Here is a 23,734-nt window from a genome sequence, read left to right as displayed (position 1 = left end):
TCAGTTTCCCCTTAACCGCGAGCCTTGACAGCTGGACGTACAACCACGTCGCCGCCAGTAGCGCCAGGAACGGCACCCTTGACGAGCAGCAGGTTGCGTTCAGCGTCTACGCGAACTACTTCCAGGGACTGAACAGTCACGCGCTCGGCGCCCATGTGACCGGACATTTTCTTGCCCTTGAACACACGACCAGGAGTCTGGCACTGGCCGATGGAACCAGGCACACGGTGCGACACGGAGTTACCGTGGGTGTTGTCCTGACCACGGAAGTTCCAGCGCTTGATGGTACCGGCGAAGCCTTTACCTTTGGACTGACCAGTAACGTCTACCAGCTGGCCTGCAGTGAAGAGTTCAGCTTTGATCAGATCGCCAGCCTGGAAATCGCCTTCTTCAAGACGGAACTCCCAAACACCGCGACCAGCGGCAACGTTAGCTTTGGCGAAGTGGCCTGCCTGAGCGGCAGTCACACGCGAAGCACGACGCTCGCCGACAGTGACTTGCACTGCACGGTAGCCATCGGTTTCCTCAGTTTTGAACTGGGTGACGCGATTCGGCTCGATCTCAATGACCGTGACCGGAATGGAGACACCTTCTTCGGTGAAAATGCGGGTCATACCGCATTTGCGACCGATTACACCAATAGTCATGTTGTAAACCTCATGAGTGTACGGGGCTTTCACCCGCTATGGCCGCCCATTTCAGAGCGTTACACGACTAGACCGAAGTCTTAGCCGAGGCTGATCTGAACTTCCACACCTGCCGCCAGATCAAGCTTCATCAGCGCGTCAACGGTTTTATCCGTTGGCTGGACGATGTCCAGAACACGCTTATGAGTGCGAATCTCGTACTGGTCACGCGCGTCTTTGTTGACGTGCGGGGAGACCAGAACGGTGAAACGCTCTTTGCGGGTAGGCAGTGGAATCGGACCACGCACTTGTGCACCAGTACGTTTCGCGGTTTCCACGATTTCCTGGGTGGATTGGTCGATCAGGCGATGGTCGAAAGCCTTCAACCTGATACGGATTTGCTGATTTTGCATTGGATTTCAGACTCCAGGCTGTTCCCAACGGACGCACTACGCCCGCTAAAAGGAGGCGTGATTCTATAGACGCCCCAATTTAGTGTCAACCCAATAAAAAAAGCCCCCGCTGAGCGGAGGCCTTTTTCAATCGGTCGAGTGATTACTCGATGATTTTGGCCACGACGCCGGCGCCGACGGTACGACCGCCTTCACGGATAGCGAAGCGCAGACCGTCTTCCATTGCGATGGTCTTGATCAGGGTAACAGTCATCTGAATGTTGTCACCTGGCATTACCATTTCAACGCCTTCCGGCAGTTCGCAGTTACCGGTCACGTCAGTGGTACGGAAGTAGAACTGAGGACGGTAGCCTTTGAAGAACGGAGTGTGACGACCGCCTTCTTCCTTCGACAGGACGTAGACTTCTGCGGTGAACTTGGTGTGCGGCTTGACCGAACCTGGCTTGACCAGAACCTGGCCACGCTCAACGTCGTCACGCTTGGTACCACGCAGCAGAACGCCGCAGTTCTCGCCAGCACGACCTTCGTCCAGCAGCTTGCGGAACATCTCAACACCGGTGCAGGTGGTGGTGGTGGTGTCACGCAGACCAACGATTTCCAGCGGATCCTGAACGCGGACGATACCACGCTCGATACGACCGGTAACAACGGTACCACGACCCGAGATCGAGAATACGTCTTCGATTGGCATCAGGAACGGCTTGTCGATAGCACGCTCTGGCTCTGGGATGTAGCTGTCCAGAGTTTCAACCAGCTTCTTGACGGCGGAGGTGCCCATCTCGTTGTCGTCTTTGCCTTCCAGCGCCATACGAGCCGAACCGATGATGATCGGGGTGTCGTCGCCTGGGAAGTCATAGGTGGACAGCAGGTCGCGAACTTCCATCTCGACCAGTTCCAGCAGCTCAGCGTCGTCTACCAGGTCAGCCTTGTTCAGGAAGACCACGATGTACGGAACGCCAACCTGACGGGACAGCAGGATGTGCTCACGGGTTTGTGGCATCGGACCATCGGCGGCCGAGCAAACCAGGATCGCGCCGTCCATCTGGGCAGCACCGGTGATCATGTTCTTCACGTAGTCAGCGTGACCTGGGCAGTCAACGTGAGCGTAGTGACGAATGTTCGAGTTGTACTCGACGTGAGCGGTGTTGATGGTGATACCGCGCGCTTTTTCTTCCGGAGCCGAGTCGATCTTGTCGAACTCAACGACTGCCGAACCGAAAACTTCGGAGCAGACGCGAGTCAGAGCTGCGGTCAGAGTGGTCTTACCGTGGTCAACGTGGCCGATAGTGCCGACGTTAACGTGGGGAAGGGAACGATCAAATTTTTCTTTAGCCACGACAGTGAACCTCTTGCCTAAAGGGGATTAGCCTTGTTTTTTAACGAGTGCTTCGACGATGTTCGACGGAGCTTCGGCGTATTTGGAGAATTCCATGGAGTAGCTTGCGCGACCCTGAGACATGGAACGAACGTCGGTTGCGTAACCGAACATCTCTCCGAGCGGTACTTCAGCGCGGACGACACGGCCAGAGACCGATTCATCCATACCCTGGACCAGACCACGACGACGGTTCAGGTCACCCATCACGTCACCCAGGTAGTCTTCCGGGGTTACAACTTCAACCTTCATGATCGGCTCGAGAACCACGCCACCGCCCTTCTGGGCCAGTTGCTTGGTCGCCATCGAAGCGGCGATTTTGAACGCCATTTCGTTGGAGTCGACGTCGTGATACGAACCATCGAATACCGCGGCCTTCAGGCCGATCAGAGGATAGCCGGCAACAACGCCGTTCTTCATCTGCTCTTCGATACCCTTCTGGATCGGGGCGATGAATTCCTTAGGAATCACACCACCAACGACTTCGTTGGAGAACACCAGACCTTCGGTGATGTTGCCTTTTTCGTCCTGATCCGGCTCCGAGAAACGGATCCAGCAGTGACCGAACTGACCACGACCGCCCGACTGACGAACGAACTTGCCTTCGATCTCGACGTTGGACTTGGTGATCTTCTCGCGGTACGAAACCTGCGGCTTGCCGATGTTGGCTTCGACGTTGAACTCGCGCTTCATGCGGTCAACGAGGATGTCCAGGTGCAGCTCACCCATACCCGAGATGATGGTCTGGCCAGTCTCTTCGTCGGTCTTGACGCGGAACGACGGGTCTTCCTGGGCCAGCTTGCCCAGTGCAATACCCATCTTCTCCTGGTCAGCCTTGGTTTTCGGCTCTACGGAGAGCGAAATGACCGGCTCAGGGAAGTCCATACGCTCAAGGATGATTGGCTTGTCGGCGTTGCACAGGGTTTCGCCCGTGGTCACGTCCTTCATGCCGATCAGTGCAGCGATGTCGCCAGCGCGCACTTCCTTGATTTCTTCACGCTGGTTGGCGTGCATCTGCACCATACGACCAACGCGCTCTTTCTTGCCCTTGACCGAGTTGATGACGGAGTCACCGGAGGTCAGAACACCCGAGTAGACGCGAACGAAGGTCAGAGTACCCACGAACGGGTCAGTCGCGATCTTGAACGCCAGAGCCGAGAACGGCTCGTCGTCGTCAGCGTGACGCACGTCTTTACGAACAGCCGGATCTTCTTTGTCCAGTTCCTTGTCATCCGGGTTGATACCCTGGATCGCAGGAATCTCGGTCGGAGCTGGCAGGTAGTCGATGACGGCGTCGAGAACCAGGGGAACACCCTTGTTCTTGAACGACGAACCGCAGACAGCCGGTACGATTTCGCTGGCCAGGGTGCGCGCGCGCAGACCGGCTTTGATCTCTTCGACGGTCAGCTCTTCGCCTTCCAGGTACTTGTTCATCAGCTCTTCGCTGGACTCGGCAGCCGCTTCAACCATGTTGGAGCGCCACTCTTGAGCCAGCTCCAGCATATCGGCAGGAATTTCTTCCTCGCGATAAGTGGTGCCTTTGTCGTCGTCGTTCCAGTAGATAGCCTTCATCTTGATCAGGTCAACCTGACCCTGGAAGTTATCTTCCGAACCGATGGCCAGCTGAACAGGAACCGGGGTGTGACCCAGACGGTTCTTGATCTGACCTACGACGCGCAGGAAGTTTGCACCGGCACGGTCCATCTTGTTCACGTAGACAACACGTGGAACGCCGTACTTGTTGGCCTGACGCCATACGGTTTCGGACTGAGGCTCAACGCCGGAGGTACCGCAGAACACAACGACAGCGCCGTCGAGTACGCGCAGCGAACGCTCTACTTCAATAGTGAAGTCAACGTGGCCAGGGGTATCGATGACGTTTACACGGTAGTTGTCATACTGACCAACAGAGCCTTTCCAGAAGGTGGTAACGGCAGCGGAGGTAATGGTGATACCCCGCTCCTGCTCCTGCACCATCCAGTCGGTGGTCGCGGCGCCATCATGCACCTCGCCCATCTTGTGGCTCAGACCTGTGTAGAACAGGATCCGCTCGGTAGTGGTGGTCTTGCCCGCGTCAACGTGGGCACAGATACCAATGTTACGATAGCGGTTAATTGCTGTAGTACGAGCCATAAAGCCCTCGCAAAATGATTGATGCTTGAATTAGAAGCGGTAGTGCGAGAACGCTTTGTTGGCTTCAGCCATACGGTGAACGTCTTCACGCTTCTTGACTGCAGCACCTTTGCCTTCAGCAGCATCCAGCAGCTCGCCAGCCAGGCGCAGAGCCATCGACTTCTCGCCACGCTTGCGGGCGTAGTCTACGAGCCAGCGCATTGCCAGAGCATTACGACGGGATGGACGAACTTCAACCGGGACCTGGTAAGTGGCACCGCCGACACGGCGGGACTTTACTTCGACCAGCGGAGCGATGGCGTCGAGAGCTTTCTCGAAGATTTCCAGGGGGTCGCTGTTCTTGCGTGCTTTGACGGTATCCAGGGCACCGTAAACGATGCGCTCGGCTACAGCCTTCTTGCCGCTTTCCATCACGTGGTTCATGAACTTGGCGAGGATTTGGGATCCGTATTTAGGATCGTCCAGAATCTCACGTTTTGCTGCTACACGACGTCTTGGCATGATAAGCCCTCAAACGGTCTTCAGGTTAGCCCGGGACGTGGGTCTTCGACCCCTGCCCGACCTTACTCTTATCGACTCAAAAAATTGGATATGTGCAAACGGCCGATTACTTCGGACGCTTGGTACCGTACTTCGAACGACCCTGGTTACGGCCTTTGACGCCCGAAGTATCCAGAGAGCCGCGAACGGTGTGGTAACGAACACCTGGCAAGTCTTTTACACGGCCGCCACGGATCAGAACGACGCTGTGCTCTTGCAGGTTGTGGCCTTCACCGCCGATGTACGAGGAAACCTCGAAACCGTTGGTCAGACGCACACGGCATACTTTACGCAGTGCCGAGTTAGGTTTTTTCGGCGTGGTGGTGTACACACGGGTGCACACGCCACGACGTTGCGGGCAGTTCTGCAGCGCAGGAACGTCGGACTTCTCGACCGAACGCTTACGCGGCTGACGTACCAGCTGGTTGATAGTTGCCATCTACTAGCTCCACTGATTGTCTTGCGACTCTATTGTCTTGCAAGAAAGCCAAAAATTGGCGAGACGGAGCCTCACCAAATTTAAGGGTACAAAAGTCTACGGAGGATCTTGCACCCAGTCAAGACAAGGCCCCGGCCCTCCTCGCCCGATCATCGGCAACATTTCATGTCGCCGATGATCGATCGAAGCTTGCCGGGGCCCTGCCCTGTACTTAGTTACCGCTGGAATTCAGCGCTTCGGTCAGTGCGGCTTCCACCTCACTGGCGCTTACACGCAGCGGTTTGTCGGCTTCACGGCGACGCTTGCGCTCGCTGTGGTAGGCCAGACCGGTACCGGCCGGGATCAGACGACCCACGACCACGTTCTCTTTCAGGCCGCGCAGGTAATCGCGCTTGCCGGTTACCGCCGCTTCGGTCAGTACGCGGGTGGTTTCCTGGAAGGAAGCCGCGGAGATGAACGATTCGGTCGACAGCGACGCCTTGGTGATACCCAACAACACGCGAGTGAACTTCGAGATGAACTTGTCTTCGCTGGCGAGACGCTCGTTCTCGACCAGTACGTGAGTCAGTTCCATCTGGTCGCCCTTGATGAAGCTGGAATCGCCCGACTCGGAGATCTCGACCTTGCGCAGCATCTGACGCAGGATGGTCTCGATGTGCTTGTCGTTGATCTTCACGCCTTGCAGACGGTAAACGTCCTGGATCTCGTTGACGATGTACTTCGCCAGGGCGCTCACACCCAGCAGACGCAGGATGTCGTGCGGATCGCTCGGGCCGTCGGAGATAACTTCGCCGCGGTTTACCTGTTCACCTTCGAAGACGTTCAGGTGGCGCCACTTCGGAATCAGCTCTTCGTACGGATCGCTGCCGTCGGTCGGCGTGATGACCAGGCGACGCTTGCCCTTGGTCTCTTTACCGAACGCGATGGTGCCGCTGACTTCAGCCAGAATCGAGGCTTCTTTCGGACGACGCGCTTCGAACAAGTCAGCTACGCGTGGCAGACCACCGGTGATGTCACGGGTCTTCGACGTTTCTTGCGGGATACGCGCGATAACGTCACCAACACCGATCTGGGCACCGTCAGCAACACCAACCAAGGCGTTGGCTGGCAGGAAGTACTGCGCCGGTACATCGGTACCTGGCAGGTACAGGTCCTTGCCATTGGCGTCGACCATCTTGATTGCCGGACGGATTTCCTTGCCTGCGGCAGGGCGATCCTTGACGTCCAGTACTTCAATGTTGGTCAGGCCGGTCAGTTCGTCGGTCTGGCGCTTGATGGTGATGTTTTCTTCCATGCCCACGAAGGTCACGGTACCTTTCAGCTCGGTAACGATCGGGTGGGTGTGCGGGTCCCACTTGGCGACGATGGCGCCAGCTTCGACCTTCTCACCTTCCTTGACCGAAATTACCGCACCGTAAGGCAGCTTGTAACGCTCACGCTCACGACCGAATTCGTCAGCAATGGCCAGCTCGCCAGAACGCGACACAGCAACCAGGTTGCCATCGGCACGCACGACCTGCTTCAGGTTGTGCAGACGTACCATACCGCCGTTCTTCACCTGGACGCTGTCGGCAGCCGAAGTACGGCTCGCAGCACCACCGATGTGGAACGTACGCATGGTCAGCTGGGTACCCGGCTCACCGATCGACTGAGCAGCGATAACGCCGACAGCTTCACCGATGTTCACCTGGTGACCACGCGCCAGGTCACGACCGTAGCACTTGGCGCAGATGCCGTAGCGGGTTTCGCAGTTGATCGGCGAACGCACGATAACTTCGTCGATGCTGTTCAGCTCGATGAACTCGACCCACTGCTCGTCTACCAGCGTACCGGCCGGAACGATGACGTCCTCGGTGCCTGGCTTGAACACGTCACGGGCAATGACACGGCCCAGTACACGCTCACCCAGCGGCTCTACAACGTCACCGCCTTCAATGTGCGGAGTCATCAGCAAGCCATGGTCGGTACCGCAATCGATCTCGGTTACAACCAGGTCTTGCGCAACGTCTACCAGACGACGGGTCAGGTAACCGGAGTTCGCAGTCTTCAACGCGGTATCCGCCAGACCTTTACGAGCACCGTGAGTCGAGATGAAGTACTGGAGTACGCTCAGACCTTCACGGAAGTTCGCAGTGATCGGCGTCTCGATGATCGAGCCGTCCGGCTTGGCCATCAGGCCACGCATACCGGCCAGCTGACGGATCTGGGCTGCGGAACCCCGCGCACCAGAGTCAGCCATCATGTACATCGAGTTGAAGGACTCTTGCTCGACTTCTTTGCCTTCGCGGTCGATGACCTTCTCTTTCGAGAGGTTGGCCATCATCGCCTTGGACACTTCGTCGTTCGCCTTCGACCACAAGTCGATGACCTTGTTGTACTTCTCGCCCTGGGTTACCAGGCCGGAGGCGTACTGGCTCTCGATTTCCTTCACTTCATCGGTAGCGCTGTTGATGATGCGCGCTTTCTCATCAGGGATGACAAAGTCGTTCACACCAATGGACACGCCAGAGATGGTGGAGTAAGCGAAACCGGTGTACATCAGCTGGTCAGCGAAGATAACGGTCTCTTTCAGACCAACCACGCGGTAGCACTGGTTGATCAGCTTGGAGATCGCCTTCTTCTTCATCGGCTGGTTGACCACGTCGTACGGCAGGCCTGCCGGTACAACCTGGAACAGCAGCGCGCGGCCGACCGTGGTGTCGACAATACGGGTGTTCTTGGTAACGCTGCCGTCGCGATCTTTCACGGTTTCGTTGATACGAACCTTGATTTTCGCGTGCAGCGCAGCTTCGCCGGCGCGGAATACGCGGTCGACTTCCTGCAGGTCGGCAAATACGCGACCTTCGCCCTTGGCGTTGATGGCTTCACGGGTCATGTAATACAGACCCAGTACCACGTCCTGCGACGGTACGATGATTGGCTCACCGTTGGCTGGCGACAGGATGTTGTTGGTCGACATCATCAGCGCGCGCGCTTCGAGCTGGGCTTCCAGCGTCAGCGGCACGTGAACGGCCATCTGGTCACCGTCGAAGTCGGCGTTGTACGCGGCACAGACCAGCGGGTGCAGCTGGATAGCCTTACCTTCGATCAGAACCGGTTCAAAAGCCTGGATACCCAGACGGTGCAGGGTCGGTGCACGGTTGAGCAGTACGGGGTGTTCGCGAATCACTTCGGCGAGAACGTCCCACACCTCTGGCAGCTCGCGCTCGACCATCTTCTTGGCAGCCTTGATGGTGGTCGCCAGACCACGCATTTCCAGCTTGCCGAAAATGAACGGTTTGAACAGCTCGAGGGCCATCTTCTTCGGCAGACCGCACTGGTGCAGACGCAGGGTCGGGCCTACGGTAATTACCGAACGGCCAGAGTAGTCCACACGCTTACCGAGCAAGTTCTGACGGAAGCGACCTTGCTTACCTTTGATCATGTCGGCCAGCGACTTCAGCGGACGCTTGTTCGAGCCAGTGATGGCGCGACCGCGACGGCCGTTGTCCAGCAGGGCGTCGACCGCCTCCTGCAGCATGCGCTTTTCGTTGCGCACGATGATGTCTGGCGCCGACAGATCCAGCAGGCGCTTCAGACGGTTGTTACGGTTGATCACCCGACGATACAGGTCGTTCAGGTCGGAGGTCGCGAAGCGGCCGCCATCCAGCGGGACCAGCGGACGCAGGTCCGGTGGCAGTACTGGCAGGACGGTCAGGACCATCCACTCAGGCAGGTTGCCCGAGCCCTGGAAAGCTTCCATCAGCTTCAGGCGCTTGGACAGCTTCTTGATCTTGGTTTCCGAGTTGGTCTGCGGAATCTCTTCGCGCAGGCGACCGATCTCGTGCTCCAGGTCGATAGCGTGCAGCAGTTCGCGGACAGCTTCGGCACCCATGCGGGCATCGAAATCGTCACCGAACTCTTCCAGCGCTTCGAAGTACTGCTCGTCGTTCAGCAGCTGGCCCTTTTCCAGGGTGGTCATGCCTGGGTCGATAACGACATAGCTCTCGAAGTAGAGCACGCGTTCGATATCACGCAGGGTCATGTCCATCAGCAGGCCGATACGGGACGGCAGCGACTTCAGGAACCAGATGTGGGCGACCGGCGAGGCCAGTTCGATGTGCGCCATGCGCTCACGACGAACCTTGGCCAGGGCAACTTCAACGCCGCACTTCTCGCAGATCACGCCGCGGTGCTTGAGGCGCTTGTACTTGCCGCACAGGCACTCGTAGTCCTTGACTGGGCCAAAGATCTTGGCGCAGAACAGGCCGTCACGCTCAGGTTTGAACGTACGGTAGTTGATGGTTTCCGGCTTCTTAACTTCACCGAACGACCACGAACGGATCATTTCAGGCGACGCCAGACCGATACGGATGGCGTCGAACTCTTCGACTTGACCCTGGTTTTTCAGCAAATTCAGTAGGTCTTTCAAGGCCTTTCCTCCTGGCGGAGCAGGGAGCGGGCATTACCTGCCCCACCCCCCTTCGCGTCACGTGTTATTCGGTTTCCAGATCGATATCGATACCGAGCGAACGGATCTCTTTGATCAACACGTTGAAGGACTCGGGCATGCCCGGCTCCATACGGTGATCGCCATCCACGATGTTCTTGTACATCTTGGTACGGCCGTTCACGTCGTCCGACTTCACTGTGAGCATTTCTTGCAGGGTGTATGCCGCGCCATATGCTTCCAGCGCCCACACTTCCATCTCCCCGAAACGCTGACCACCGAACTGCGCCTTACCACCCAGCGGCTGCTGGGTAACCAGGCTGTAGGAACCAGTGGAACGCGCGTGCATCTTGTCGTCCACCAAGTGGTTCAGCTTGAGCATGTACATGTAACCAACGGTCACCGGACGCTCGAACTTGTTGCCGGTGCGGCCATCGAACAGCACCATCTGGCCGCTCTCTGGCAGATCGGCCAGCTTCAGCATGGCCTTGATCTCGCTTTCCTTGGCACCATCGAAGACCGGAGTAGCCATCGGCACGCCCTTCTTCAAGTTGTGTGCCAGGGCCAGGATCTCTTCGTCGGTGAACTCGGCGAGGTTTTCCTGACGACCGCCGATCTCGTTGTAGACCTCGGTCAGGAATACGCGCAGCTCAGCAGCCTTGCGTTGCTCTTCGATCATGCGGTCGATCTTTTCGCCCAGGCCCTTGGCCGCGAGGCCCAGGTGGGTTTCGAGGATCTGACCAACGTTCATACGCGAAGGTACACCCAGCGGGTTCAGTACGACGTCGACCGGAGTACCGTTGGCATCGTGCGGCATGTCTTCAACCGGCATGATGACCGAGACAACACCCTTGTTACCGTGACGACCAGCCATCTTGTCACCCGGCTGGATGCGACGGCGAATTGCCAGGTAGACCTTGACGATCTTAAGTACGCCCGGAGCCAGGTCATCGCCCTGCTGCAGCTTGCGCTTCTTGTCTTCGAACTTGTCGTCCAGCAGACGGCGACGGTCGACGATGTACTGTTGAGCCTTTTCCAGCTGCTCATTCAGTGCATCTTCAGCCATGCGCAGTTTGAACCACTGGCCGTGCTCCAGACCGTCCAGCACTTCGTCGGTGACCACGGTGCCTTTCTTCAGGCCCGCGCCACCGTCGACCACCTGGCCGTTCAGGGCAGAACGCAGACGCTCGAAGGTTGCACCTTCGACGATGCGGAACTCTTCGTTGAGGTCCTTGCGAATCTCGTCCAGCTGCATCTTCTCGATGGCCAGAGCGCGGCTATCGCGCTCGACGCCATCACGGGTGAAGACCTGTACGTCAATGACAGTGCCCTTGGTGCCAGTTGGCACGCGCAAGGAGGTGTCTTTAACGTCGCTCGCCTTCTCACCGAAGATTGCGCGCAGCAGTTTTTCTTCCGGAGTCAGCTGGGTTTCGCCTTTTGGCGTGACCTTGCCAACCAGGATGTCACCAGCGCCGACTTCAGCACCCACGTAGACAATACCGGCTTCGTCCAGTTTGTTCAGTGCAGCTTCACCCACGTTCGGGATGTCCGCAGTGATTTCCTCTGGGCCAAGCTTGGTGTCACGCGCCACACAGGTCAGTTCCTGAATGTGGATGGTGGTGAAGCGATCTTCCTGGACCACACGCTCGGACAGGCAGATGGAGTCTTCGAAGTTGAAGCCGTTCCACGCCATGAACGCGATGCGCATGTTCTGACCCAGTGCCAGCTCACCCATGTCGGTGGACGGGCCGTCGGCCATGATGTCGCTACGCTGAACCTTGTCACCCTTGCTGACCAGCGGACGCTGGTTGATGCAGGTGTTCTGGTTCGAGCGGGTGTACTTGGTCAGGTTGTAGATATCTACACCTGCTTCGCCGGTTTCCACCTCGTCGTCGTTGACGCGAACAACGATACGGCTGGCGTCGACCGAGTCGATCACGCCACCACGGCGAGCAACCACGCAGACACCGGAGTCACGGGCAACGTTGCGCTCCATGCCGGTACCTACCAGCGGCTTGTCAGCACGCAGGGTCGGTACAGCCTGACGCTGCATGTTCGAACCCATCAACGCACGGTTGGCGTCGTCGTGCTCGAGGAACGGAATCAGCGACGCAGCAACGGAAACTACCTGCTTCGGCGAAACGTCCATCAGGGTGACGTCTTCCGGCGCCTTGACGGTGAATTCGTTCAGGTGACGAACAGCTACCAGCTCATCGATCAGTTGCTTCTTGTCGTTCATCGCGGCCGAAGCCTGGGCGATGACGTGATCCGCTTCTTCGATTGCCGACAGGAACACGATGTCGTCGCTGACAACGCCTTCCTTCACCACACGGTACGGGCTTTCCAGGAAGCCGTACTGGTTGGTGCGGGCATAGGCCGCCAGGGAGTTGATCAGACCGATGTTCGGACCTTCAGGGGTCTCGATCGGGCACACACGGCCGTAGTGAGTCGGGTGTACGTCACGGACTTCGAAGCCAGCACGCTCACGGGTCAGACCGCCCGGGCCGAGCGCAGAGACGCGGCGCTTGTGGGTGATCTCGGAGAGCGGGTTGTTCTGGTCCATGAACTGGGACAGCTGGCTGGAACCGAAGAACTCTTTCACCGCCGCCGCAACCGGCTTGGCGTTGATCAGGTCCTGCGGCATCAAGCCTTCGCTTTCCGCCATCGACAGACGTTCCTTGACCGCGCGCTCTACACGCACCAGGCCAACGCGGAACTGGTTCTCGGCCATCTCGCCGACGCAACGTACGCGACGGTTACCCAGGTGGTCGATGTCGTCGACGATGCCTTTGCCGTTACGGATATCGACCAGGGTCTTGAGGACCTCGACGATGTCTTCCTTGCTCAGCACGCCTGAACCTTCGATCTCGGTACGACCGATACGACGGTTGAACTTCATGCGGCCGACAGCAGACAGGTCGTAACGCTCGGCGCTGAAGAACAGGTTGTTGAACAGGGTCTCGGCGGCATCCTTGGTCGGCGGCTCGCCTGGACGCATCATGCGGTAGATCTCGACCAGGGCTTCCAGCTGGTTGCTGGTGGTGTCGATCTTCAGGGTGTCGGAGATGAACGGACCGCAATCAATGTCGTTGGTGTACAGGGTCTCGATACGGACGACCTGTGCCTTGGCGACTTTGATCAGCAGATCAGTGGTCAGCTCGGTATTGCACTCAGCCAGGATCTCGCCAGTAGCCGGGTGCACGATGGCCTTGGCAGTGGTGCGACCCAGGACGTATTCCATTGGAACGTCCAGCTGCTTGACGCCGGCCTTCTCGAGCTGGTTGATGTGGCGCGCAGTAATACGGCGGCCCTGCTCGACAATGACCTTGCCGGTTTCGTCATGGATGTCCATGACCGCAACTTCACCACGCAGACGCTGCGGCACGAGTTCCAGGCTGAGTTTTTCGCCGGAAATGTGGAACACGTTGGTGGTGTAGAAGGTGTTCAGCACTTCTTCAGTGCTGTAACCCAGGGCGCGCAACAGCACCGACGCCGGCAGTTTGCGGCGACGGTCGATACGTACGAACACGCAGTCTTTCGGGTCGAACTCGAAGTCCAGCCAGGAACCGCGGTAAGGGATGATGCGAGCGGAGTACAGCAGCTTGCCGGAGCTGTGAGTCTTGCCACGGTCGTGGTCGAAGAACACACCAGGCGAACGGTGCAGCTGGGAAACGATCACACGCTCGGTACCGTTGATAACGAAGGTACCGTTCTCAGTCATCAGGGGGATTTCACCCATGTAGACTTCTTGCTCTTTGATGTCCTTGATCGCTTTGTTCGACGATTCCTTGTCGAAGATGATCAGGCGCACCTTGACCCGCAGTGGGACCGCGAAGGTCACGCCACGCAGGACACATTCCTTCACATCGAAGGCAGGCTCGCCCAGGCGATAGCCTACATACTCCAGGGCAGCATTGCCGGAGTAGCTGATGATCGGGAATACCGATTTGAAGGCCGCGTGCAGGCCGACGTCGCGGAACTGATCCTTGGATGCTCCCGCTTGCAGGAATTCGCGATACGAATCCAGCTGGATGGCCAGGAGGTAAGGCACATCCATGACGTCCGGCAACTTGCTAAAGTCCTTGCGGATACGTTTTTTCTCAGTGTATGAGTAAGCCATCAGCGTTCCCCAGCTTGGTCACCTGCTTGTTTGGCTTCTCCCGGCGGGAGCAGCCAGAAAATCGTGCAAACCCCTTGGTTTGCGCCACCCACGTGGGTGTCTTGCAGCTTGTTATCGGGGCCGGCTTGACCGACCGCCAATAACGGAAAAAGGCCGGTGGCATAAGCCACCAGCCATCAGCCTTGTGCTCAACGCTCAGGCTGGCATCGCAAAGTCGAAATTACTTCAGCTCGACTTTAGCGCCTGCTTCTTCCAGCTTCTTCTTAGCGTCTTCAGCGGCTTCTTTCGAAACGCCTTCAGCTACAACCTGAGGAGCGCCATCGACTTTCTCTTTGGCTTCTTTCAGGCCCAGACCGGTCAGCTCGCGAACGGCTTTAATCACGTTCACTTTCTTCTCGCCGGCTTCAACCAGAACAACGTTGAACTCGGTCTGCTCTTCAACAACAGCGGCAGCAGCAGCTGGGCCAGCAGCGGCAACAGCAGCGGTCACGCCGAAGGTTTCTTCCATTGCTTTGATCAGCTCAACAACTTCCAGAACGGTTTTCTGGCCGATTGCTTCGATGATTTGCTCGTTAGTCAGGGACATGACTTAAATCCTGTATTGGGGTGAAGGCCTACGCAGCCATCAAATTAAACAAATGATTTTGAAAGAGTTCGCGTGCCTTAGGCAGCGGTAGCTTCTTTCTGGTCGCGAATGGCTGCCAGAGTACGAGCCAGCTTGCTGGTGGCGCCTTGAATAACGCTCATCAGTCGTGCAATAGCTTCGTCGCGGGTCGGCAGGGTAGCCAACACGTCGATCTGGTTCGCTGCAATGAAATTGCCGTCAAACGCAGCTGCCTTGATCTCGAACTTGTCCTGACCCTTGGCGAACTCTTTGAACAGACGAGCAGCAGCGCCCGGGTGTTCGTTGGAGAAAGCAATCAGGGTCGGGCCCTTGAACGCGTCGTTGAGGACCGAAAACTCGGTGCCTTCAACAGCGCGCTTGAGCAGGGTGTTACGTACGACACGTACGTAAACGCCAGCCTCGCGGGCCTCTTTACGGAGTCCGGTCATTGCGCTTACAGTCACACCACGGGCATCAGCCACAACAGCGGACAGAGCGACTTTGGCAGCCTCGTTGACTTCAGCGACGATGGCCTTCTTGTCTTCGAGTTTAATTGCCACGGGTTTACTCCTGGTTTTTACCGTTTCATCTGGCCGAAGCCGGATGTCGTTTTGGTGTCTGATTCGGTAACGAATCGGGAGCACCATCTGCGTGGGCTGGTGTTTTAAGGCTTGCGCCACCTACGGTCTTGGATAGCCCCCGCCAGGCAGGGACCCCAATTTTTGCTGGCGGCGAGACGAATCGCACCGCCATGTTCTTACACGTTCAGCGAGCTCTGATCGATGACCAGACCTGGGCCCATGGTGGTGCTCAGGGTAACGCGCTTGACGTAGATACCTTTCGACGAAGCTGGTTTGATACGCTTCAGATCAGCGATCAGGGCTTCAACGTTTTCCTTCAGCTTGCCAGCTTCAAAGCCGACCTTGCCAACGGAGGTGTGGATAATACCGTTTTTGTCGGTACGGTAGCGAACCTGACCAGCCTTGGCGTTTTTCACGGCAGTGGCTACGTCTGGGCTAACGGTACCAACTTTCGGGTTAGGCATCAGGCCGCGAGGACCCAGAACCTGACCCAGCTGACCTACAACGCGCATGGCATCAGGCGATGCGATGACGACGTCATAGTTCAGATCGCCGGCTTTCATTTCGGCAGCCAGATCGTCCATACCTACGCGGTCAGCGCCGGCAGCCAGAGCGGCTTCAGCAGCTGGACCCTGGGTGAAGACAGCAACGCGAACGGTCTTGCCAGTGCCGTGTGGCAGCACAGTAGCGCTACGAACGACCTGGTCGGATTTACGCGGGTCAACACCGAGGTTAACGGCGATGTCGTAGGACTCGACGAACTTGGCAGCAGGCAGCGAGGCCAGCAGAGTTGCCGCTTCTTCGAAGTTGTAGGCCTTGCCTGCTTCGATTTTTTCGGCGATTGCCTTTTGGCGTTTGGTCAGCTTAGCCATTACACACCCTCCACGTTCAGGCCCATGCTGCGGGCAGAGCCAGCGATGGTGCGTACAGCAGCGTCCAGGTCAGCAGCGGTCAGATCAGCCTGTTTTGCCTTGGCGATATCTTCCAGCTGAGCACGGGTAACGGTACCGACTTTAACGGTGTTCGGACGAGCCGAACCACTGGTCAGGCCAGCAGCTTTCTTCAGCAGAACCGAGGCAGGGGTGCTCTTGGTCTCGAAGGTGAAGCTACGGTCGCTGTAGACAGTGATGATCACAGGAGTCGGCAGGCCGGCTTCTTGACCCTGGGTACGGGCGTTGAAGGCCTTGCAGAATTCCATGATGTTCACACCGTGTTGGCCCAGTGCTGGACCAACGGGTGGGCTTGGGTTGGCCTGGCCGGCCTTAACTTGCAGCTTGATGTAAGCCTGAATCTTCTTAGCCATGAGCTACTCCAAAATCGGGTACGAACGCCTGATGGCTCCCCGGATGACTTGCGTTTTATCCCAGTGACGACAAAACCCCGCAACACACAGGGCTGCGGGGTTTGGGATGCTTCGTCCGCCTAGACCTTTTCGACCTGGCTGAACTCGAGCTCCACCGGAGTAGAGCGACCGAAAATGAGCACCGCCACCTGGAGGCGACTCTTTTCGTAGTTAACCTCTTCGACACTACCATTGAAGTCAGCGAACGGACCGTCAATGACACGAACCACTTCACCTGGCTCGAACAGTGTCTTCGGCTTCGGCTTGTCGCTACCGTCAGCAACGCGACGCAGGATAGCTTCAGCTTCTTTATCGGTGATCGGTGCAGGCTTGTCTGCGGTACCGCCAATAAAGCCCATCACACGAGGGGTGTCCTTGACCAAGTGCCAAGTCCCTTCGTTCATCTCCATCTGGACCAGTACATAGCCAGGGAAGAATTTACGCTCACTCTTGCGCTTCTGGCCGTTGCGCATTTCGACGACTTCTTCGGTCGGAACCAAGATCTCGCCGAAACCGTCTTCCATGCCAGCCAGCTTGACGCGCTCAATCAGGGAGCGCATTACATGCTTCTCGTAACCCGAGTAAGCATGCACAACATACCAACGCTTAGCCACGGGACACCTTTAGCCAACGATCAGGGAGACCGCCCAGCCGAGCAGGGAATCTAGACCCCACAGCAGCAGTGCCATAACCAGCACGACAGCCACGACAATCAGCGTGGTCTGGGTGGTTTCCTGGCGGGTCGGCCACACGACTTTACGGATTTCGGTACGAGCTTCCTTCGCCAACGCAAAGAACGACTTGCCCTTCGCAGTCTGCAGAGCTACAAAGCCTGCGACAGCAGCCAGGACGAGAAGTGCGAGAACGCGATACAGGATCGGAGAGGCGGAGTAATACTGATTACCCACAACAGCTACAACCACCAAAGCAACTACAGCCAGCCACTTGAACAGATCAAAACGCGATTCTTGGGCTTCAGTTTTGGGAGTCATCAAGGAGGATCCTGTGAGAAGAAAGCCATCACACCGAAGTGAAATGGCAGGTCAGGAGGGAATCGAACCCCCAACCTACGGTTTTGGAGACCGTCGCTCTGCCAATTGAGCTACTGACCTGTAACGCTGTATCAGGCCGGCCATTATACCGGCCTGATCAAGTAAATCAACTACTTATTCAATAATTTTTGCTACGACGCCGGCGCCGACGGTACGACCGCCTTCACGGATAGCGAAGCGCAGACCGTCTTCCATTGCGATGGTCTTGATCAGGGTAACAGTCATCTGAATGTTGTCACCTGGCATTACCATTTCAACGCCTTCCGGCAGTTCGCAGTTACCGGTCACGTCAGTGGTACGGAAGTAGAACTGAGGACGGTAGCCTTTGAAGAACGGAGTGTGACGACCGCCTTCTTCCTTCGACAGGACGTAGACTTCTGCGGTGAACTTGGTGTGCGGCTTGACCGAACCTGGCTTGACCAGAACCTGGCCACGCTCAACGTCGTCACGCTTGGTACCACGCAGCAGAACGCCGCAGTTCTCGCCAGCACGACCTTCGTCCAGCAGCTTGCGGAACATCTCAACACCGGTGCAGGTGGTGGTGGTGGTGTCACGCAGACCAACGATTTCCAGCGGATCCTGAACGCGGACGATACCACGCTCGATACGACCGGTAACAACGGTACCACGACCCGAGATCGAGAATACGTCTTCGATTGGCATCAGGAACGGCTTGTCGATAGCACGCTCTGGCTCTGGGATGTAGCTGTCCAGAGTTTCAACCAGCTTCTTGACGGCGGAGGTGCCCATCTCGTTGTCGTCTTTGCCTTCCAGCGCCATACGAGCCGAACCGATGATGATCGGGGTGTCGTCGCCTGGGAAGTCATAGGTGGACAGCAGGTCGCGAACTTCCATCTCGACCAGTTCCAGCAGCTCAGCGTCGTCTACCAGGTCAGCCTTGTTCAGGAAGACCACGATGTACGGAACGCCAACCTGACGGGACAGCAGGATGTGCTCACGGGTTTGTGGCATCGGACCATCGGCGGCCGAGCAAACCAGGATCGCGCCGTCCATCTGGGCAGCACCGGTGATCATGTTCTTCACGTAGTCAGCGTGACCTGGGCAGTCAACGTGAGCGTAGTGACGAATGTTCGAGTTGTACTCGACGTGAGCGGTGTTGATGGTGATACCGCGCGCTTTTTCTTCCGGAGCCGAGTCGATCTTGTCGAACTCAACGACTGCCGAACCGAAAACTTCGGAGCAGACGCGAGTCAGAGCTGCGGTCAGAGTGGTCTTACCGTGGTCAACGTGGCCGATAGTGCCGACGTTAACGTGGGGAAGGGAACGATCAAACTTTTCCTTAGCCATCGATACAATCCTCCGCAGAAGAAATAGTCTTGCGCTGATAAAACAAAGGCAGATATTTTCATATCTGCCTTGTTTATATGGAGCTCTTGAGCGGACTTGAACCGCTGACCTCACCCTTACCAAGGGTGTGCTCTACCAACTGAGCTACAAGAGCGAAACACTTTGCGCAAAATCCAGCAAACTTGGAGCGGGTAGCGGGAATCGAACCCGCATCATCAGCTTGGAAGGCTGAGGTTCTACCACTAAACTATACCCGCGGAGCTTGCGGCTCTCGCTAAAACTGGTGGAGGGAGAAGGATTCGAACCTTCGAAGCTCTCGCAACGGATTTACAGTCCGTCCCCTTTGACCGCTCGGGAATCCCTCCAGATGTGGCCGGCATTCTATTTGTCTGCCGTCCCAGTGTCAAGCGTTTTTTCAAATTTTTTCAATCAAATCTGAAACTTAGCTGCTTTGACACCGCTTCTAGTTCTACCACCTGAGTGGTGTTCCCTGTGAAGCGGGCGCCATTCTATCAAGCTATTCACCAGTTGCAATACCCTGGCAGAAAATAATTTTATGTTTTAAGTCTTTGAAATCATTGGAAAGAGCCGAAAGCACCGTTTGGTCCAGCAAACGCTCGCTTTCCGGGGCAACCTTGAGCCAGCGCCCATCTGCTCCAGGCAACTGCCCCACCACTGGCAAAGTGGCAATATCTAGGCTCAGCAAGCGCTGACGCAGTGCATCCAGCTGCTCCTGCCCTGTTACCCCCCCCACCACCAGGCACTCATCACGGCGCCTGGGTGGCGCCGACAGACCCGTTTCACGCAACAGACGGATTTCTTGCTGATTCCCCTTGTACAACGACAGGGGAGCGACTTCCTTGACCTTCAGCGGTGCTTCCTGCTGATGCCAAACGTAATAGAAGACGTTGAGCACCAGTAACAACAGAAACAACCAACGCATAGGCACCTCAATCCAATGGGCAGGCCATGGCCAGACCAACAAAAACCAGGTCAGGGACGACACGCGCCTGCGGCACGGCCTCCCTCACCAGCGGCGCATCGCCCCCGGTGAGGAACACCGTGAATTCATCCCCCCACAGCGCACGCGCCTGCTCGAGCTGCGTACGTGCAAAGCCCTGAAGCATCAACACGCAGCCACGCTCGACCGCTTCGACAGTAGAGCGGCCCGGCGACAAACTGGTCAATGCGCGCTCGGCAGAGTCATCGTCATAACGGATTCGCCGGGTGTGGGTACGCAACTGACTGCGCATCAATGGCATGCCCGGGCAGATGTAGCCACCCAGGTGTTCGCCGTCTGCGGCCACAAAGTCCGCTTTAGCAGCGGTACCAAGGTCGATCACCAGGCACGCGCCCTTGGCCAGGTGAAATGCACCCAGCGCTGCCAGCCAACGGTCCATGCCCAGACGCTGATAGTCATCATAACCGTTGCGCACACCGGCCATGCGCTGGGCCGGATGCGCAACATGCGCCTGCACGGTAAATGCCTGGGCTATCAACGCACAAAGCGCATCGGTTTCTTCCTCGCTGCGCACACTGACGATGCGGCACCCGGTCAGACGTACCGATGCCAGCGCAGCCACTTCAGCCAGCAGCGCTTGATCGGAATCGACGATCCCGCCACCTTCAATCACTGCATCAGCGGTATGGATTACGCGCCACTTGATGAAGCTATTACCGCAGTCGAGCTCAAGAATCATCACGCAACCTCAAACTGAGCTCACCACCACTGAAGCTCTTTTCAACTCCGTCCACCTCAAGGCGCAAGCCGCCCTGCCCGTCGACGCCAAGAACCACGCCATCAATACGCGTGCTACCGGCAACCAGTGAAACAGTGCGCCCCTGCCACAGGTGCGCCTGCTCCCATTCCTCCTGGAATGCGGCAAAACCGTAACGACGATGGCGTGCCAATTCGTGCTGCAATTGCTGATTGAGCGACGCCACCAGGTGGTTGCGGTCTATCGCCGCACCCAGCTCACGCCGCATTGAGGTCCACTCCTGGTCGACTTGGCCATTGACCTGCATGTTCACATTGATACCGATACCCAGTACCACATGACAGACATCGGCCGGGTCACCCACCAGCTCCAGGAGAATGCCAGTTATCTTCTGCCCGCGAACCAGCACGTCATTGGGCCATTTGAGCCCGACATCCTTTACGCCGAATGCCTGCAGAGTACGCATCACTGCAACACCCACCACCAGGCTCAAGCCTTCGAGCTGGCGCATGCCGCCATCCACACGCAAGACAAGGCTGTAATAGAGGTTTTCGGCAAATGGGCTGACCCATTGCCTGCCACGTCGCCCGCGGCCTGCGCTTTGCCGCTCAGCCAAGACGATAAATGGCGCTACCTGCCCTTGATTGGCAAGCCTCAAGCCTTCGGCGTTGGTCGAGTCGATGATTTCGTGGATGAAAACCGGCCACTGCTCGCCTTCGGCAAACCCGGCGATAGCCTGTGCCTCGAGCAAAGCCAGCGGTGCCGCCAGCTGGTAGCCGCGCCCACGAACCTTGTGAATGGTGAGGTTCAGCTCGCTCTCCAGGTGCTGCAGCTGCTTCCAAACGGCGCTGCGACTCACCCCGAGGGCTGCCCCCAGAGCTTCTCCGGAATGGAACCGGCCATCCTTGAGGAGGTTCAACAACTTCAGCATGCCAGTCTCGACTTGGAATAAGGCAGGCATGATAGCCATGGGCTGTTGGCTTGCATAGGAAAAGGGCCTGCATACCTGGCGTGCGCCCTGCCTTGTGGCAGCGGGCGTGCCCGCGAAACAGGCTGCGAGGTGAATGGCACGGGCTTCGCCCGTGTTCGCGGGACAAGCCCGCTCCCACAGGGATTCGAGCTGGGCAGAATTTTTTTGCCCACAAAGACAAAACCCCTACCTGCATGCGCAGATAGGGGTTTTGCGAAATGAATCTTGACGATGACCTACTCTCACATGGGGAAACCCCACACTACCATCGGCGATGCATCGTTTCACTGCTGAGTTCGGGATGGGATCAGGTGGTTCCAATGCTCTATGGTCGTCAAGAAATTCTGTAGCCAGAATGTCCAGATGGACAGCCCAGCGAATCCGGATATGTGATGTTTGTGGTTCGTTGCGAACTTTCGGTTCGTATCATCTTCACCACTGCAATCTGCGTCAGCAAATTGCTTGGGTGTTATATGGTCAAGCCTCACGGGCAATTAGTATTGGTTAGCTCAACGCCTCACAGCGCTTACACACCCAACCTATCAACGTCGTAGTCTTCGACGGCCCTTTAGGGGATTCAAGATCCCAGTGAGATCTCATCTTGAGGCAAGTTTCCCGCTTAGATGCTTTCAGCGGTTATCTCTTCCGAACATAGCTACCCGGCAATGCCACTGGCGTGACAACCGGAACACCAGAGGTTCGTCCACTCCGGTCCTCTCGTACTAGGAGCAGCCCCTCTCAAATCTCAAACGTCCACGGCAGATAGGGACCGAACTGTCTCACGACGTTCTAAACCCAGCTCGCGTACCACTTTAAATGGCGAACAGCCATACCCTTGGGACCGGCTTCAGCCCCAGGATGTGATGAGCCGACATCGAGGTGCCAAACACCGCCGTCGATATGAACTCTTGGGCGGTATCAGCCTGTTATCCCCGGAGTACCTTTTATCCGTTGAGCGATGGCCCTTCCATACAGAACCACCGGATCACTAAGACCTACTTTCGTACCTGCTCGACGTGTGTGTCTCGCAGTCAAGCGCGCTTTTGCCTTTATACTCTACGACCGATTTCCGACCGGTCTGAGCGCACCTTCGTACTCCTCCGTTACTCTTTGGGAGGAGACCGCCCCAGTCAAACTACCCACCATACACTGTCCTCGATCCGGATAACGGACCTGAGTTAGAACCTCAAAGTTGCCAGGGTGGTATTTCAAGGATGGCTCCATGAGAACTGGCGTCCCCACTTCAAAGCCTCCCACCTATCCTACACAAGCAAATTCAAAGTCCAGTGCAAAGCTATAGTAAAGGTTCACGGGGTCTTTCCGTCTAGCCGCGGATACACTGCATCTTCACAGCGATTTCAATTTCACTGAGTCTCGGGTGGAGACAGCGCCGCCATCGTTACGCCATTCGTGCAGGTCGGAACTTACCCGACAAGGAATTTCGCTACCTTAGGACCGTTATAGTTACGGCCGCCGTTTACCGGGGCTTCGATCAAGAGCTTCGCTTGCGCTAACCCCATCAATTAACCTTCCGGCACCGGGCAGGCGTCACACCCTATACGTCCACTTTCGTGTTTGCAGAGTGCTGTGTTTTTAATAAACAGTCGCAGCGGCCTGGTATCTTCGACCGGCATGGGCTTACGGAGCAAGTCCTTGACCCTCGCCGGCGCACCTTCTCCCGAAGTTACGGTGCCATTTTGCCTAGTTCCTTCACCCGAGTTCTCTCAAGCGCCTTGGTATTCTCTACCTAACCACCTGTGTCGGTTTGGGGTACGGTTCCCAGTTATCTGAAGCTTAGGAGCTTTTCTTGGAAGCATGGTATCAACCACTTCGTCGCCTAATGGCAACTCGTCATCAGCTCTCGACCTTGAAATCCCGGATTTGCCTAAGATTTCAGCCTACCACCTTAAACCTGGACAACCAACGCCAGGCTGGCCTAACCTTCTCCGTCCCTCCATCGCAATAACTGGAAGTACAGGAATATTAACCTGTTTTCCATCGACTACGCTTTTCAGCCTCGCCTTAGGGACCGACTAACCCTGCGTCGATTAACGTTGCGCAGGAAACCTTGGTCTTTCGGCGTG

At 57.0% G+C, this 23,734-nt stretch carries 18 protein-coding genes, 4 tRNA genes and 2 rRNA genes (1 of these 24 running past the window's edge); all 24 read right to left on the bottom strand.

Translation table 11 applies throughout. The features are described 5' to 3' along the window. Window positions 1–11: 11 nt before the first annotated feature. On the bottom strand, window positions 12–647 hold the full coding sequence (rplC, locus tag OZ911_RS02490; protein ID WP_003257089.1) for a 50S ribosomal protein L3: 636 nt from the start codon (window positions 645–647) through the stop codon (window positions 12–14). Window positions 648–727: 80 nt separating this feature from the next. Further along, a complete protein-coding gene (gene rpsJ / locus OZ911_RS02485) occupies window positions 728–1,039 on the bottom strand; it encodes a 30S ribosomal protein S10 (protein ID WP_003186070.1) in 312 nt (103 codons plus the stop codon). A gap of 142 nt (window positions 1,040–1,181) precedes the next feature. Next, complete coding sequence (gene tuf, locus OZ911_RS02480; RefSeq protein ID WP_016484647.1) at window positions 1,182–2,375, bottom strand: elongation factor Tu; 1,194 nt, start codon at window positions 2,373–2,375, stop codon at window positions 1,182–1,184. A 27-nt stretch (window positions 2,376–2,402) separates the two neighbouring features. Continuing rightward, entirely contained in the window at window positions 2,403–4,547 is a 2,145-nt protein-coding gene (gene fusA / locus OZ911_RS02475) for an elongation factor G (RefSeq protein WP_016484652.1), read from the bottom strand. Window positions 4,548–4,577: 30 nt separating this feature from the next. Further along, window positions 4,578–5,048 (bottom strand): 30S ribosomal protein S7, encoded by a 471-nt coding sequence (rpsG, locus tag OZ911_RS02470; protein ID WP_003246741.1) that lies wholly within the window; start codon window positions 5,046–5,048, stop codon window positions 4,578–4,580. 106 nt (window positions 5,049–5,154) lie between these two features. Beyond that, window positions 5,155–5,526, bottom strand: a complete 372-nt coding sequence (rpsL, locus tag OZ911_RS02465; RefSeq protein WP_003255492.1) for a 30S ribosomal protein S12 — start codon at window positions 5,524–5,526, stop codon at window positions 5,155–5,157. Window positions 5,527–5,737: 211 nt separating this feature from the next. Continuing rightward, the gene (gene rpoC, locus OZ911_RS02460; protein WP_016484651.1) at window positions 5,738–9,937 is read right to left on the bottom strand and encodes a DNA-directed RNA polymerase subunit beta'; all 4,200 of its coding nucleotides are present in this window, start codon (window positions 9,935–9,937) and stop codon (window positions 5,738–5,740) included. A 64-nt stretch (window positions 9,938–10,001) separates the two neighbouring features. Then, on the bottom strand, window positions 10,002–14,075 hold the full coding sequence (rpoB, locus tag OZ911_RS02455; protein WP_016484650.1) for a DNA-directed RNA polymerase subunit beta: 4,074 nt from the start codon (window positions 14,073–14,075) through the stop codon (window positions 10,002–10,004). 220 nt (window positions 14,076–14,295) lie between these two features. Next, window positions 14,296–14,661, bottom strand: coding sequence for a 50S ribosomal protein L7/L12 (gene rplL, locus OZ911_RS02450; protein WP_007957596.1), 366 nt, complete (start codon window positions 14,659–14,661; stop codon window positions 14,296–14,298). 77 nt (window positions 14,662–14,738) lie between these two features. Further along, window positions 14,739–15,239, bottom strand: coding sequence for a 50S ribosomal protein L10 (rplJ, locus tag OZ911_RS02445; RefSeq protein WP_016484649.1), 501 nt, complete (start codon window positions 15,237–15,239; stop codon window positions 14,739–14,741). A 197-nt stretch (window positions 15,240–15,436) separates the two neighbouring features. Continuing rightward, window positions 15,437–16,132, bottom strand: coding sequence for a 50S ribosomal protein L1 (gene rplA, locus OZ911_RS02440; RefSeq protein ID WP_016392127.1), 696 nt, complete (start codon window positions 16,130–16,132; stop codon window positions 15,437–15,439). Further along, window positions 16,132–16,563, bottom strand: coding sequence for a 50S ribosomal protein L11 (gene rplK / locus OZ911_RS02435; RefSeq protein WP_003255500.1), 432 nt, complete (start codon window positions 16,561–16,563; stop codon window positions 16,132–16,134). The genes rplA and rplK overlap by 1 nt, the downstream gene beginning before the upstream one ends. Window positions 16,564–16,682: 119 nt before the next feature. After that, window positions 16,683–17,216: a transcription termination/antitermination protein NusG gene (gene nusG, locus OZ911_RS02430; protein WP_003255501.1), complete on the bottom strand. Its 534-nt coding sequence runs from the start codon at window positions 17,214–17,216 to the stop codon at window positions 16,683–16,685. A 9-nt stretch (window positions 17,217–17,225) separates the two neighbouring features. Then, complete coding sequence (gene secE, locus OZ911_RS02425; RefSeq protein ID WP_016484648.1) at window positions 17,226–17,594, bottom strand: preprotein translocase subunit SecE; 369 nt, start codon at window positions 17,592–17,594, stop codon at window positions 17,226–17,228. A gap of 44 nt (window positions 17,595–17,638) precedes the next feature. Then, window positions 17,639–17,714: transfer RNA gene (locus OZ911_RS02420), tRNA-Trp, on the bottom strand. A 54-nt stretch (window positions 17,715–17,768) separates the two neighbouring features. Next, window positions 17,769–18,962 (bottom strand): elongation factor Tu, encoded by a 1,194-nt coding sequence (tuf, locus tag OZ911_RS02415; RefSeq protein WP_016484647.1) that lies wholly within the window; start codon window positions 18,960–18,962, stop codon window positions 17,769–17,771. Between the two features lie 78 nt (window positions 18,963–19,040). Next, window positions 19,041–19,116, bottom strand: a tRNA-Thr gene (locus OZ911_RS02410). Between the two features lie 29 nt (window positions 19,117–19,145). Next, window positions 19,146–19,219, bottom strand: a tRNA-Gly gene (locus OZ911_RS02405). Between the two features lie 24 nt (window positions 19,220–19,243). After that, window positions 19,244–19,327 (bottom strand) — tRNA-Tyr (locus tag OZ911_RS02400). A gap of 152 nt (window positions 19,328–19,479) precedes the next feature. Further along, complete coding sequence (locus OZ911_RS02395) at window positions 19,480–19,905, bottom strand: hypothetical protein (RefSeq protein WP_016484646.1); 426 nt, start codon at window positions 19,903–19,905, stop codon at window positions 19,480–19,482. A 7-nt stretch (window positions 19,906–19,912) separates the two neighbouring features. Then, window positions 19,913–20,662 carry a pantothenate kinase gene (locus tag OZ911_RS02390; RefSeq protein WP_016484645.1) on the bottom strand — a complete coding sequence of 250 codons (750 nt, stop codon included), beginning with the start codon at window positions 20,660–20,662 and terminating at the stop codon, window positions 19,913–19,915. Then, the gene (birA, locus tag OZ911_RS02385; protein WP_031312439.1) at window positions 20,652–21,611 is read right to left on the bottom strand and encodes a bifunctional biotin--[acetyl-CoA-carboxylase] ligase/biotin operon repressor BirA; all 960 of its coding nucleotides are present in this window, start codon (window positions 21,609–21,611) and stop codon (window positions 20,652–20,654) included. The genes OZ911_RS02390 and birA overlap by 11 nt, the downstream gene beginning before the upstream one ends. 262 nt (window positions 21,612–21,873) lie before the next feature. Continuing rightward, window positions 21,874–21,989: ribosomal RNA gene (gene rrf / locus OZ911_RS02380) — 5S ribosomal RNA — on the bottom strand. 134 nt (window positions 21,990–22,123) lie between these two features. After that, a 23S ribosomal RNA gene (locus tag OZ911_RS02375) occupies window positions 22,124–23,734 on the bottom strand; it runs 1,282 nt beyond the window's last position.

This window comes from Pseudomonas fortuita (genome assembly GCF_026898135.2).
In the GTDB taxonomy this organism is placed as follows: domain Bacteria; phylum Pseudomonadota; class Gammaproteobacteria; order Pseudomonadales; family Pseudomonadaceae; genus Aquipseudomonas; species Aquipseudomonas fortuita.
The sequence above is the reverse complement of the archived record's forward strand: the minus strand, read 5'-3'. Positions and strand labels throughout refer to the sequence as shown.

What these genes read in the sequence shown, in the direction of transcription:
- rplC (WP_003257089.1), bottom strand. Translation starts at nt 647, where the DNA reads ATGACTATTGGTGTAATCGGTCGCAAATGCGGTATGACCCGCATTTTC.
- rpsJ (WP_003186070.1), bottom strand. Translation starts at nt 1,039, where the DNA reads ATGCAAAATCAGCAAATCCGTATCAGGTTGAAGGCTTTCGACCATCGC.
- fusA (WP_016484652.1), bottom strand. Translation starts at nt 4,547, where the DNA reads ATGGCTCGTACTACAGCAATTAACCGCTATCGTAACATTGGTATCTGT.
- rpsG (WP_003246741.1), bottom strand. Translation starts at nt 5,048, where the DNA reads ATGCCAAGACGTCGTGTAGCAGCAAAACGTGAGATTCTGGACGATCCT.
- rpsL (WP_003255492.1), bottom strand. Translation starts at nt 5,526, where the DNA reads ATGGCAACTATCAACCAGCTGGTACGTCAGCCGCGTAAGCGTTCGGTC.
- rpoB (WP_016484650.1), bottom strand. Translation starts at nt 14,075, where the DNA reads ATGGCTTACTCATACACTGAGAAAAAACGTATCCGCAAGGACTTTAGC.
- rplL (WP_007957596.1), bottom strand. Translation starts at nt 14,661, where the DNA reads ATGTCCCTGACTAACGAGCAAATCATCGAAGCAATCGGCCAGAAAACC.
- rplA (WP_016392127.1), bottom strand. Translation starts at nt 16,132, where the DNA reads ATGGCTAAGCTGACCAAACGCCAAAAGGCAATCGCCGAAAAAATCGAA.
- rplK (WP_003255500.1), bottom strand. Translation starts at nt 16,563, where the DNA reads ATGGCTAAGAAGATTCAGGCTTACATCAAGCTGCAAGTTAAGGCCGGC.
- secE (WP_016484648.1), bottom strand. Translation starts at nt 17,594, where the DNA reads ATGACTCCCAAAACTGAAGCCCAAGAATCGCGTTTTGATCTGTTCAAG.
- tuf (WP_016484647.1), bottom strand. Translation starts at nt 18,962, where the DNA reads ATGGCTAAGGAAAAGTTTGATCGTTCCCTTCCCCACGTTAACGTCGGC.
- OZ911_RS02395 (WP_016484646.1), bottom strand. Translation starts at nt 19,905, where the DNA reads ATGCGTTGGTTGTTTCTGTTGTTACTGGTGCTCAACGTCTTCTATTAC.
- OZ911_RS02390 (WP_016484645.1), bottom strand. Translation starts at nt 20,662, where the DNA reads ATGATTCTTGAGCTCGACTGCGGTAATAGCTTCATCAAGTGGCGCGTA.
- birA (WP_031312439.1), bottom strand. Translation starts at nt 21,611, where the DNA reads ATGCTGAAGTTGTTGAACCTCCTCAAGGATGGCCGGTTCCATTCCGGA.